Source organism: Exiguobacterium sp. s83, assembly GCF_018617095.1.
GTDB lineage: Bacteria > Bacillota > Bacilli > Exiguobacteriales > Exiguobacteriaceae > Exiguobacterium > Exiguobacterium profundum.
Genome location: NZ_JACSJP010000001.1, coordinates 1,201,227 through 1,214,026, shown reverse-complemented (window position 1 = coordinate 1,214,026; position 12,800 = coordinate 1,201,227). Strand labels below are relative to the sequence as shown.

The following is a 12,800-nucleotide window of genomic DNA, read 5'->3' as shown; positions in this document are numbered from 1 at the left end:
ATGATTCATCTGAATGTCAGAACTGCTTATAGTTTACTACAAAGTACAATCCGGTTAGAACAATATGTCTTGCAGATGACCGAACGGGGAAGTCGTTCCGTGGCGATCGCAGACGATGCGTTCTATGGGGTTCCGACATTTTTGTCATATTGCCAACGATATGAGGTGAAACCGCTAATCGGACTGAGAACGGTCCTCCGATTGGATGGGTTAGACGTATCCGTGATTGTGTATTCATCTAACGAAACGGAGCTTAAGGAACAATATCGTATCATCCAGGCGGGAGGAATTGAAGGACGGACAACGATGCCGCTGATCGTATTACCTGAAAATTGGAAAGCGAGTGATCCGGTTCACCGGCGTCGCCTTTATCATCAACTCTTGTCGTTTGTCGATGAAGAGAAGCTGTGGCTCGGACTACCGGCACCTCAGACTACGGAACAGGTACAAGTGTTGAAACAACTTCGTCTCATGCGCGAAGAGCTTGCTGTCCAATTGATTCCGGCCCCTGAAACGAGATACATGAGACCGGAAGATCTGGAAGGATTCCGAGCCATTTCTGCCATTCGCGAAGGGGACGTGATGTCGAATGAAGACGTGCGACAAAAAGGATTGCACGTTCGACTACCGAGTGAAATGAATGACTGGTTCACAACGGAAGAATTATCGGAACTGGATCGATTCGAGGCATTGATTCGGCTAGATCATCTACCACGTGCGGAAGGGGCGATTCCAGAAATTCCGGATGCCGATCAAAAGCTGAAACGACTTGTCGGTGAGCGGTTGAAGGCGATGGAACTCGTGAAAGAACCTTACATCGAGCGGGCAAAGTTTGAGCTTGAAGTCATCGCCAATACCGGATTTTCTTCCTATTTCTTGATCGTGGAAGACATCGTTCGGTTTGCTCGAGAATCTGGGATTGAAGTAGGTCCGGGGCGTGGATCGGCAGCAGGTTCACTCGTCAGTTTTGCCCTCCATATCACGGAAGTCGATCCGGTTCATTACGGGTTGTTGTTCGAACGATTCTTAAATCCAGAGCGTGTGTCGATGCCAGACATAGACCTCGATTTTGAAGATGAACGTCGTGAGGAAGTGGTTTCTTACGTACTATCAAGATACGGTCATACGCATGCCGCACAGATCGGGACACTTGCCACGTTCGGTGCGAAAGCGGCAATTCGAGACGTTGCGAGAGCGCTCGGGATGACCCTTGAGGAAGGGCAGGCTGCGAGCAAGCAAGCGAAAGCCGGAGGACTTGATGAACTGATGTCGAGCCAGAAGCAGATGAAGTGGTTTGCCGGTAGCCAAAAGCGTCAGCAGTTATTACGGATTGCCAAACAGCTAGAAGGTTTGCCGCGTCAATCCTCCGTTCACGCGGCAGGAGTGGTGCTCAGTCGTCAACCGATTGAAGAAGTGACGCCGCTCCAACCCGAGCTCGAAGAACACGTGACCCAATATAATATGAAGGATTTGGAAGAGGTCGGGCTTCTAAAAATTGACTTGCTCGGATTACGAAACTTGAGTCGCTTGCGAAAGATGGAAGACTTGATTCGAGAAAGTGACGCGCTGTTCTCTCTGAAAACGATTCCGCTAAACGATGCCCGGACGTATCGACTGCTTGCGAGAGGTGAGACGGACGGAATCTTCCAATTCGAATCGACCGGGATGAAGCAAGCGCTTCGACAAGTGAAACCGACTGAGTTTGAAGATATCGTTGTCACGATGTCACTCTATCGCCCGGGACCGATGCAATTCATCGAAACGTATGCGAAGCGAAAGCACGGTATGCCTTACCAACCAGTCCACCCAGACGTAGAAGACGTCATGAGACCGACATACGGTGTACTCGTCTATCAAGAACAGGTGATGAAACTTCTCCGTAAACTCGGAGGCTATTCCTATGCGGAAGCGGATTTGGTCAGACGTGCTATTGCCAAAAAGGATACCGGAACGATTGCTCGGGAACGAGAACGATTTTTGCAACAAGCAAAAGCGGGAGACCAGGACGTCTTTGCGCAAATCTTTTCATGGATTGAAAAGTTTGCCGGGTACGGATTTAACCGCTCTCACGCTGTCGCCTACAGTTTGATCAGTTACCGATTGGCTTACGTCAAAGCACATTTCCCTCGTGTCTTTCATGTGGTGACATCAGAAAAAACAACGGAACTTGTCAGACTGTTACGGAAAGATCAAATTCCGGTGTACCCACCGGACGTCTTACATGGTCACGCTGACGCGACACTTGAGGGACCGGGCGTCCGGCTCGGGTTGAAGGCGGTCCAGGGGTTGACCAAACGGGATGTGGACCGACTGATTGAACTGAACGGGCAGTTGAAAGATGTCAGAACGCTTCAAGAAGCCATGGAGTGGAAAAATAAAGACCAACTGAAATTACGTCGATTACTTGGTGCGGGCGCGCTCGACCGGATGTATCACGGTGACCGGACACATGCCTTTGAAGCAGTCGAACGTTTGCGAGAAGAAGCGGGAACACATTTTTTACCGGATGAGCTGTCTTCACTCGGACTAAAACAGAAAAAAGTGAAAGAACCGAATTGGTCTGAAGAAGAGAGGGAGGCGCTCGGGACATGGGTGGTCCACTCTCCATTGACGGCACTTCCGGATATCGGGATCGAACCGTCTACAATTGAAGAAGTCATGAATGGAACAAACGGTTATCTCGTCGTATATGTAGATGACGTACGTACGTTCATGACAAAAAAACAAGAACGGATGGGTGTTCTCATGGTGGACGATGGCATGACGCAAGACGAGGTCGTCGTGTTTCCTCGAACATTCGCGCAGTTTGGACGGTCCCTCTATGCCGGTAACATCTTGTTACTAGAGGTCCATTCGAATGAACGGGATGGTCGCAAGCAATTGATTGTCGAACGGGTTCGACCGTTACACGGGCAAGCCTTATTCATCCGGCTCACACTCGACCGCTTCCCTGAATTGGAAGATTGGATTCAACGAGCACAAGGGGATGTCCCGGTTGTATGCCGATTCACGGATTCGAAGGAAGTGAAACAACTGGCTTCAGCTTTTTCAATCAATCCGAATGAAGAGTATGTGGCGGAAGCGAAAAGACGGTTCGGGGAAGAAAATGTCGTACTGAAACGAATCGATACAAAAATGGTTGGTCCAGAAACTAGTACCAAGTCCTAAAAAGTGATATAATCGCACTAATTGGTCTGACCACTTAAGTTTGATAGATGATCCAAAAAAGGGAGTTGAACGGTCAGATGCATGAAAAACACGCATCCTCATTTCACGGAAACATTTCAAAGATTAGAAAATTAATTGTCCAATCGTCTTTAGTTCCAGGTGATCGGCTTCCATCCGAACGAGAGCTCGCCGAAACGCTGTCCATTAGTCGCGCTTCGGTTCGCGAAGCGTTACGAGCGTTGAGTTTTTTAGGCATCGTGGAAACGAGACATGGTGGTGGTACCTTTTTGTGTGAACAAGACCGACATCGGTACATTGAGATATTGTCGGAGTTCATTGTGACCAAACAGACGAAAGCGACCGATATTATTGAGATGCTTAGACTATTGGAGCGCATGGCGTTTTCAGAAATTGAACCGACTAAGGAACGACTGGCTCTATTAGAAACGGTGATCGATGATGATCGAACGTTTCGCCAGCAACTCATCTTTCAGTTGAAGAATGAACTGTTCATTCGAATTTGGAGTGAGGTCAACCGCTTTTTTGAAGGATTAGACGTTGGGGATTTATATACGCTCGAGGAACGGAAACAGTTTGTCGAGACGTGGCGTGGAATGGGGATGCCGGAATGAACGAGGGGGAAGCGATGACTGCTTTTTTCAAGAAACCGAAACGATATATGCCATTGCGTCAACGAGAACCAAAGATTGACGCACCACAGGGATTAATGACGAAATGTCCATCTTGTAAATATATGCATTATACAAAACAGTTGAATGAGAACCACAAAGTGTGTGATTGCGGTTATCATTTTCCGCTTCATGCGCAAGAACGGATTGATATGCTTGTTGACGAAGGGTCGTTCGAACGATTTGCGGGACCTTCTGTCAAGGCGAATCCACTCGACTTTCCTGACTATGAGGAGAAGTTGACGAAAGATCGGGAGCGGACCGGGATCGAAGAGGCCGTCGTATGTGGAAAGGCGACAATCGACGGACTTCCACTCGTTGTCTGTGTGATGGATGCGAGATTCCGAATGGGATCGATGGGTGCATACGTCGGAGAAGCGATTGCTTCGGCTGTTCGAACCGCCACATCACTTGGGCTTCCAGTCGTCTTGTTCACAGCATCAGGTGGGGCACGGATGCAAGAAGGAATGGTCAGTTTGATGCAAATGGCCAATACGTCCATCGCTCTAAAAGAACATGACGAAGCAGGACTGCTGTACATCGCGTATTTGACACATCCGACGACTGGTGGTGTGTCAGCGAGTTTTGCGATGCTTGGCGACTTGAACGTCGCGGAACCGGGAGCGCTCATCGGGTTTGCAGGACGACGAATCATCGAACAGACGATTCGGGAAAAGCTTCCAGAGAACTTTCAAACTGCCGAGTTTCTACTTGAGTCTGGGCAGCTGGATGCAGTCATTCATCGTGAACAGATGCGTTCGTTCTTGAAGAAGATGATCGAATTACACGATGGGGGTGTCCGTCATGTTTGACCCAATCAAAGAAGTCACCGAACAGCTAAATAAATTACGGGAGACGGCTGAGACGAAAGGGATTGATTTATCCCGAGAGATTCGTCATCTCGAGTTAAAGCTCGACCGATTAGAAAAAGATATTTATGGGAATATGAAACCGTGGGACCGCGTCCAGTTGGCGCGAAACCCGAAGCGTCCGACGACGCTCGATTACATCCAACATGTGTTCCCTGACTTCATGGAACTTCATGGGGACCGACACGGATATGACGATGCGGCAATCGTATCTGGACTCGCAACGTTTGAAGGAGTGCCGGTGACGATTATCGGACATCAGCGTGGGCGGAACACGAAAGAGAACATGAAACGGAATTTTGGTATGCCACACCCGGAGGGCTATCGAAAAGCCTTGCGTTTCATGAAGCAAGCCGAAAAGTTCAACCGTCCCATTTTGACATTTATTGACACGAAAGGGGCTTATCCGGGGAAAGCCGCAGAAGAGAGAGGGCAAAGTGAAGCGATCGCCCGTAACTTGTTTGAGATGGCGACGCTGAAAGTGCCGATCGTCTCCGTTGTCATTGGGGAAGGTGGTTCAGGCGGTGCGCTTGGAATTGGTGTATGCGACCGTCTATTGATGCTTGAGAATAGTACGTACTCGGTCATCTCGCCAGAAGGTGCAGCGGCACTGTTGTGGAAAGATGCGAAACAAGCAGAACGTGCGGCGGAGACGATGAAGATTACAGCACAAGATTTATTCAACCTAGGGATTGTCGATCAAGTGGTAGGAGAAGTGTATGGGGGGGCACACGTTGATGTGTCACTACAGTCGTCACTCTTGAAACCTGTCTTATTACAGCATATGAATGAGTTGCTCGCGCAATCGACTTCTGAGCTGATTCAAGGACGTGCGACCAAATATCATCAAATTGGCACAATTAATGAGTGAAAACGGTAACAATGGCTTTGAATAAAGCTTTATTCATTCATCAACTGACTGTTTTGTAAGATACCCTATGCATTTTTTTCACATACTTGTGTTGTAAAACAAAGGTCAGACGTGGTATTTTATTTTCAGATTTCGTTAAAACACATAAGAGGTGAGCGACGTGAATTTAAAACGTATTGCGGTATTAACAAGCGGAGGAGACGCTCCTGGAATGAACGCTGCTGTCCGTGCCGTGACCCGAAAAGCAATTTTTGAAGGTCTTGAAGTGTACGGCGTGTATAACGGCTATCAAGGATTAATCGAAGGTGATTTAGTCGAATTAAATCTTGGATCAGTCGGCGATATCATTCAACGTGGAGGTACGTTCCTTCGCTCTGCGCGCTGTCCTGAATTCAGAACAGAAGAAGGTCGCGCGAAAGCAGTAGAACAGTTGAAGAAGTTCAATATCGATGCCCTCGTGGTCATTGGTGGAGATGGCTCTTATCGCGGAGCTCAAAAATTGACTGAACTCGGATTCCCAACAATCGGCCTTCCGGGTACAATCGATAACGATATCCCAGGAACAGATGCGACAATCGGTTTTGACACGGCGCTCAACACAGCGCTTGATGCGATCGATAAGATTCGTGATACGGCGTCATCACATGAACGCACGTATGTCATCGAGGTCATGGGGCGCGACGCTGGTGATATCGCGCTTTATTCTGGTCTCGCTGGTGGTGCTGAGTCGATTCTCGTCCCAGAACGTCCAGAAGATTTGAATGCAATCGTGGAAAGAATCAATCACGGGATTGCACGCGGTAAGAAGCACTCAATCGTCATCGTTGCTGAAGGTGCGGGAAGTGCGGAAGAAATCGGCAAATTGATTGCGGAGAAGACGAACTCAGAAACACGCGTCACGATTCTCGGTCACATCCAACGTGGTGGTTCCCCAACTGCCGCTGACCGTGTCCTTGCAAGTCGCATGGGTGCATACGCTGTTGAGATCTTGCTCGAAGGGAAAGCGGGCCGCGTTGTCGGAATCCGTAACAACCAGATGATGGATCTTGATATCGATGAGGCGCTCGACAATAACAAGCACACGATTGATATGCAATTGATTGACCTCGTTAACCAATTGTCGATTTAAACGATTTTGTATGTTGCAGAGACGGGATACGGTCCAAGGCCCCCCGTTTTCTGTTTGTAAGTTGCACTATATCCCCTAGGAGGTTTTTATATTATGCGTAGAACGAAAATTGTATGTACCATTGGACCGGCTTCTGAGAAGCGTCTTCCTGAGATGATCGAAGCTGGGATGAACGTTGCCCGTCTCAACTTCTCACACGGTGACTATGAAGAGCACGGAGCTCGTATCCGTGACATCCGTGAAGCGGCGAAAGCAGCGGGTAAAGTTGTCACTGTTCTTCTCGACACAAAAGGTCCAGAGATCCGCACGCATACATTCGAAGACGGTAAGGCACTTCTTGAAAAAGGAAAAGAAGTCACAATCGTCTCAACGGAAGAAATCGTCGGAACGAAAGATCGTTTCTCTGTGACGTACGAAGGACTCTACGATGATGTGGAAGTCGGTTCACACATCATGCTCGACGACGGTCTCATCGGACTCCGTGTCGTTGAAAAGCTTGATAACCGTGATCTCCGTTGCGTCATTGAAAACGAAGGAATCATCAAGACGAAGAAAGGTGTTAACTTGCCAAACGTCAAGGTAAACCTTCCTGCCCTCACGGACAAAGACATCGCGGACATCGAGTTCGGGATCTCACAAGACATTGACGTGATTGCAGCATCATTCGTACGTCGTGCATCTGACGTAGTTGAAATTCGCCAACTTCTCGAAAAACATAACGCATCACACATCAAGATTTACCCGAAAATCGAGAACCAAGAAGGTGTCGATAACATCGAAGAAATCTTGGCAATCTCTGACGGTTTGATGGTAGCCCGTGGGGACCTCGGAATTGAAATCCCGACAGAAGAAGTGACACCAGTTCAAAAAGAACTCATCAAGAAGTGTAACGATCTCGGGAAGCCGGTCATCACAGCAACGCAAATGCTTGATTCAATGCAACGTAACCCGCGTCCGACACGCGCGGAAGCATCAGACGTAGCAAACGCAATCTTGGATGGAACAGACGCAGTCATGCTTTCTGGTGAAACAGCTGCAGGGGACTACCCAATCGAATCTGTTCAAATGCAAGCTGCAATCGCAGAGCGTACAGAACGCATGCTCGACTACAAAAACTTGTTGAAAGATCGTCAGAAGCGCAGTGAGCACACAGTGACGGATGCGATCTCTCAAGCGGTTGCGCACACGGCAATCAACTTGAACGCCAAAGCAATCTTGACACCGACACAATCAGGTTATACGGCTGCTCGTACAGCGAAGTATCGTCCTGAAGCGAACATCATCGCGGTGACAGAATCGGAGCGCGTTGCGCGTCAATTGAACCTCGTATGGGGCGTATACCCAATCGTTGCTGAAACAATGCCGAACAACACGGATGAAATGTTGGTTCAAGCATCGGAAGCGGCACGTCACGCTGGATTCGTCACTGACGGTGACCTCGTTGTCATCTCAGCTGGTATTCCTGCGGCGACAGCTGGTACGACAAACATGATGAAAGTCCACATTGTTGGTCACGCTCTCGCAGACGGGCGTGGAATCGGTGAGCGCGGTGTTGTTGGAGAAGTCGTTGTCGCGAAAAATGCGGATGAAGCAAATGCAAAAGCGAAAGACGGCATGATTCTTGTCGCACCATTCACAGATAAAGAAATGATGCCTGCGATCGAAAAAGCGGCTGGGATCATCACAGAAGACGGCGGATTGACGAGCCATGCTGGGATCGTTGGACCATCACTTCGCAAGCCAGTCATCGTAGGTGTTGATGCAGCGACAGCATCGCTTCGTGACGGTCAGATGATTTCAATCGACCCACTCACAGGTAAAATCTACAACGCATAATTGAACGACAATCGAACCGGCCTTCTACAAAGGTCGGTTCTTTTTCCGTTCAAAGAAAGGAATACGTATGAGTGCATATCTATTTTTATTGATGCTTGTCTTAATCGGTGTCATTTCAAATAACCAATCTGTCATTATCGCAAGTAGCGTCTTGTTGATCATCAAAGCAATCGGATTCGGAGACCAGTTATTTCCGACACTTGCATCGAAAGGAATCAGCTGGGGTGTGACAATCATTACGATCGCAGTTCTCGTCCCAATTGCGACCGGCGATATCGGGTTTAAAGAATTGTGGAATAGTATTAAAGGGCCGGTCGGGATTGTCGCATTTGCCTCAGGGATGTTCGTTGCCATTGCTGCGGGGCAAGGTGTACAACTGATGCGTGTCGACCCGGTCGTCACCACGGCACTCCTCGCAGGTACGATTCTAGCGGTTGGATTCATGAAAGGGATTCCCGTTGGACCGCTTGTCGGAGCTGGTATCGCGGCATTGATTTTAGGTGGATATCAAGTTATTGAAAAATGGTTTTGATATTTTCTGACAACTGAAGCCGCTTACATTTCTTTTTTGCAGTAAATTGTTTATACTATATAAAGGACAGGGTAAACGGAGACTGGGTGAATGCAGGGGAACAACCCGTCCCGTATCCTTATTCCCTATAAACAGACTGTTTTTACGGTCGACCACTTTATTCAAGACTGAGGGGGAGTTATGAATGTCAACGACAAAAGGGTTAGAAGGTATTGTGGCAGCAGCCTCAAAAGTCAGCTCAATTATTGACGGACAATTGACTTACGGAGGATACACCATTGATGATTTAGCGGACAACGCCACATTCGAAGAAGTAGTGTTCTTATTGTGGAACGACCACTTACCAAATGCAGAGGAATTGACAGCGCTCTCAGATGCGCTTGTAAAAGAAGCGACATTGCCTGAAGAGGTGATTGATACGTTAAGACGTGCACCGAAATCAGCCAATGCAATGGCGACGATTCGTACGGCACTTTCGCAACTCGCTCTATATGATGAGGAATCTGAAGACATGAGTGACGAGGCCAACATGCGTAAAGCGATTCGCCTACAAGCACAAGTCGCTACAATCGTGACGGCATTCGCCCGTCTTCGTAAAGGGGAGCAGCCGGTCGCACCGAAACCAGGTCTTTCTTACGCTGCGAACTTCTTATACATGCTAAACGGTGAAGAGCCGAGCGATGTAGCAGAAAAGACGATTGATAAAGCGCTCATCTTACACGCAGACCACGAGTTGAATGCTTCGACATTCACTGCTCGCGTTTGTGTAGCGACGCTTTCAGATATGTATTCAGGTGTCACGGCGGCCATGGGGGCACTCAAAGGGCCACTTCACGGTGGTGCGAACGAAGCGGTAATGAAAATGTTGCACGAAATCGACTCGGTCGACCGTGTTGAAGAATATGTTCGTGGCAAATTCGAGCGCAAAGAGAAGATCATGGGCTTCGGTCACCGCGTTTACAAGGATGGCGACCCACGTGCGAAACATTTGAAAGAAATGAGCCGTCAGTTGACTGCTCAAATCGGCGAACCGAAATGGTATGAGATGTCTGAGAAAATCGACCATCTTGTCGAAACGGAAAAAGGTTTGAAACCAAATGTCGATTTCTATTCAGCTTCAACTTATTATGCGCTCGGTCTCGAAGAAGATTTATTCACACCAATCTTCGCCGTATCTCGTATGTCTGGCTGGATTGCGCACATTCTCGAGCAATATGCGGACAATCGCTTGATTCGTCCACGTGCGGAATATGTCGGTGAGACGAGCCGTAAATATGTTCCGGTAAACGAACGTTAATTCGAGACACATTTTAGACAAAAGTTTGGTAAACTAACAAGTGACGTAGGTCGGCGTACGCGTCGACCTACAGTAATGTACTTAGGGGGATTCATTATGTTGACACAAGGACAAAAGATTACAGTTGAAAACGGTGTATTGAACGTACCAAACGTACCGACCGTACCATTCATTATCGGTGACGGAACAGGTCCTGACATTTGGAATTCGGCTGTTCGCGTATTTGACGCTGCGGTTGAAAAAGCATACGGCGGCGACAAGAAAATCGAATGGATGGAAGTATATGCTGGGGAAAAAGCATATAACGAAAAAGGCGAATGGCTCCCAACAGAGACACTTGATCAAATTCGTGAGTACTTGATCGCCATCAAAGGACCACTTACGACTCCGGTCGGTGGAGGAATTCGTTCATTGAACGTCGCACTTCGCCAAGAACTCGATTTATATACATGCCTTCGCCCAGTTCGTTACTTCACAGGTGTTCCATCACCAGTAAAACGTCCTGAAGATACAGATATGGTCATCTTCCGTGAAAATACTGAAGATATCTATGCTGGAATCGAGTACGCTTCAGGAAGCGACGAAGTGAAAAAACTCATCAAATTCTTGCAAGACGAGATGAACGTCAACAAGATCCGTTTCCCAGAAACATCTGGAATCGGAATCAAGCCAGTTTCTTCTGAAGGAACAGAACGTTTGGTTCGTGCAGCAATTGAATATGCGATTGCGAACAACCGTAAATCTTTAACGCTCGTCCACAAAGGGAACATCATGAAGTTCACAGAAGGCGCCTTCAAAAACTGGGGTTATGCACTCGCTGAAGCGGAATACGGTGACAAAGTGTTCACATGGGCACAGTACGACCGCATCAAAGAAGAATCTGGTGAAGCAGCTGCTAACGAAGCTCAGTCGAAAGCGGAAGCTGAAGGGAAAATTATCGTCAAAGATTCAATCGCTGATATCTTCCTCCAGCAGATTTTGACACGTCCACGTGAGTTCGACGTCGTTGCGACGATGAACTTGAACGGTGACTATATCTCAGATGCACTTGCTGCTCAAGTAGGTGGAATCGGGATCGCGCCTGGTGCGAACATCAACTACATCACAGGACACGCAATCTTCGAAGCGACACACGGTACAGCTCCGAAATACGCGGGTCTCGATAAAGTAAACCCTTCTTCAGTCATTCTTTCAGGTGAGATGATGCTCCGCCACATGAACTGGAACGAAGCGGCTGACCTCATCATCAACTCAATGGAGAAAACGATCGCTTCGAAAGTTGTCACATACGACTTCGCACGTCTCATGGACGGAGCGACAGAAGTGAAATGTTCAGAGTTCGCGGATGAATTGATTAAAAACATGTAAGACGACCGAGGAGGAGAGCTCATGATTCGTCGTAACAAAATTTCTGTTATTGGAAGTGGCTTCACCGGTGCAACGACTGCACTGTACTTGGCTCAACGTGAGCTAGGGGATGTCGTACTGCTCGATATGGAAGAAAAAGTAGGACCGACGAAAGGGAAAGCGCTCGACATGCAAGAAACGGCACCGATTCAAGGGTTTGATTCGTGGGTCACAGGTACGTCTGATTACGCGGACACGGCCGATTCCGATGTGGTTGTCATTACCGCGGGAATCGCTCGCAAGCCGGGGATGAGCCGGGACGACCTCGTCGCAACGAACGCAAACGTCATGCGCTCGGTTGTGAAAGAGATTGCCCGTTACTCTCCAGACGCCATCCTGATCGTATTGACGAACCCAGTAGACGCCATGACGTACGCGGCGTTCAAAGAATCAGGGTTCCCGAAAGAACGCGTTATCGGTCAGTCCGGTGTATTGGATACGGCTCGCTTCCGAACGTTTGTGGCACAAGAGCTGAATGTTTCTGTCAAAGACGTATCCGGATTCGTCCTTGGAGGTCATGGCGACGATATGGTGCCTCTCGTACGCTATTCGTACGCTGGAGGCATTCCGCTCGAAAAACTCATCCCACATGAGCGAATCGAGCAAATTGTCGAACGGACACGAAAAGGTGGCGGCGAGATTGTCCAACTACTGGGCGATGGCTCGGCGTATTATGCGCCAGCCGCTGCCATCGTGGAGATGGTCGAGGCGATTGTAAAAGATCAGCGTCGAATCTTACCGGCCATCGCATACCTTGAGGGAGAGTACGGATTCCATGATTTGTATCTTGGCGTCCCGACGATTCTTGGTAAACATGGAATTGAGCAAGTGTTAGAGCTCGACTTGACGGATGAAGAAAAAGCAGCGCTATCGAGGTCTGCGGATTCTGTCCGCTCGGTATTAAGCGTCTTATAAGTTTGAGGTGCTTCCTGTCATGTTGCAGGAGGCACCTTTTTTGCGCCTTCTCTCTTATCGAACATGCTACACTGAAAGTGGATTTGT

The 12,800-nt window shown here is 48.4% G+C and carries 10 protein-coding genes; all 10 read left to right on the top strand.

What is annotated here, in order from left to right:
- The 10 genes from dnaE (at position 1) to mdh (ending at position 12,713) form a co-directional block, all read left to right on the top strand.
- Positions 1-3,168, top strand: coding sequence for a DNA polymerase III subunit alpha (gene dnaE, locus KNO73_RS06280; protein WP_215112225.1), 3,168 nt, complete (start codon positions 1-3; stop codon positions 3,166-3,168).
- A gap of 77 nt (positions 3,169-3,245) precedes the next feature.
- A complete protein-coding gene (locus KNO73_RS06275) occupies positions 3,246-3,800 on the top strand; it encodes a FadR/GntR family transcriptional regulator (RefSeq protein ID WP_214757483.1) in 555 nt (184 codons plus the stop codon).
- A 14-nt stretch (positions 3,801-3,814) separates the two neighbouring features.
- Positions 3,815-4,669 (top strand): acetyl-CoA carboxylase, carboxyltransferase subunit beta, encoded by an 855-nt coding sequence (gene accD / locus KNO73_RS06270; protein ID WP_047795655.1) that lies wholly within the window; start codon positions 3,815-3,817, stop codon positions 4,667-4,669.
- Positions 4,662-5,597 (top strand): acetyl-CoA carboxylase carboxyltransferase subunit alpha, encoded by a 936-nt coding sequence (locus KNO73_RS06265; protein ID WP_483298377.1) that lies wholly within the window; start codon positions 4,662-4,664, stop codon positions 5,595-5,597. The genes accD and KNO73_RS06265 overlap by 8 nt, the downstream gene beginning before the upstream one ends.
- 160 nt (positions 5,598-5,757) lie before the next feature.
- Complete coding sequence (pfkA, locus tag KNO73_RS06260; protein ID WP_012726720.1) at positions 5,758-6,726, top strand: 6-phosphofructokinase; 969 nt, start codon at positions 5,758-5,760, stop codon at positions 6,724-6,726.
- Positions 6,727-6,819: 93 nt separating this feature from the next.
- Entirely contained in the window at positions 6,820-8,562 is a 1,743-nt protein-coding gene (gene pyk / locus KNO73_RS06255; RefSeq protein WP_074036515.1) for a pyruvate kinase, read from the top strand.
- Positions 8,563-8,629: 67 nt separating this feature from the next.
- Positions 8,630-9,094 carry a DUF441 domain-containing protein gene (locus tag KNO73_RS06250; protein WP_012726718.1) on the top strand — a complete coding sequence of 155 codons (465 nt, stop codon included), beginning with the start codon at positions 8,630-8,632 and terminating at the stop codon, positions 9,092-9,094.
- 184 nt (positions 9,095-9,278) lie between these two features.
- Positions 9,279-10,391 carry a citrate synthase gene (gene citZ / locus KNO73_RS06245; RefSeq protein ID WP_214683969.1) on the top strand — a complete coding sequence of 371 codons (1,113 nt, stop codon included), beginning with the start codon at positions 9,279-9,281 and terminating at the stop codon, positions 10,389-10,391.
- Positions 10,392-10,490: 99 nt separating this feature from the next.
- Positions 10,491-11,759, top strand: coding sequence for an NADP-dependent isocitrate dehydrogenase (gene icd, locus KNO73_RS06240; RefSeq protein ID WP_215112392.1), 1,269 nt, complete (start codon positions 10,491-10,493; stop codon positions 11,757-11,759).
- 21 nt (positions 11,760-11,780) lie between these two features.
- A complete protein-coding gene (gene mdh, locus KNO73_RS06235) occupies positions 11,781-12,713 on the top strand; it encodes a malate dehydrogenase (RefSeq protein ID WP_215112224.1) in 933 nt (310 codons plus the stop codon).
- Positions 12,714-12,800: the final 87 nt, after the last annotated feature.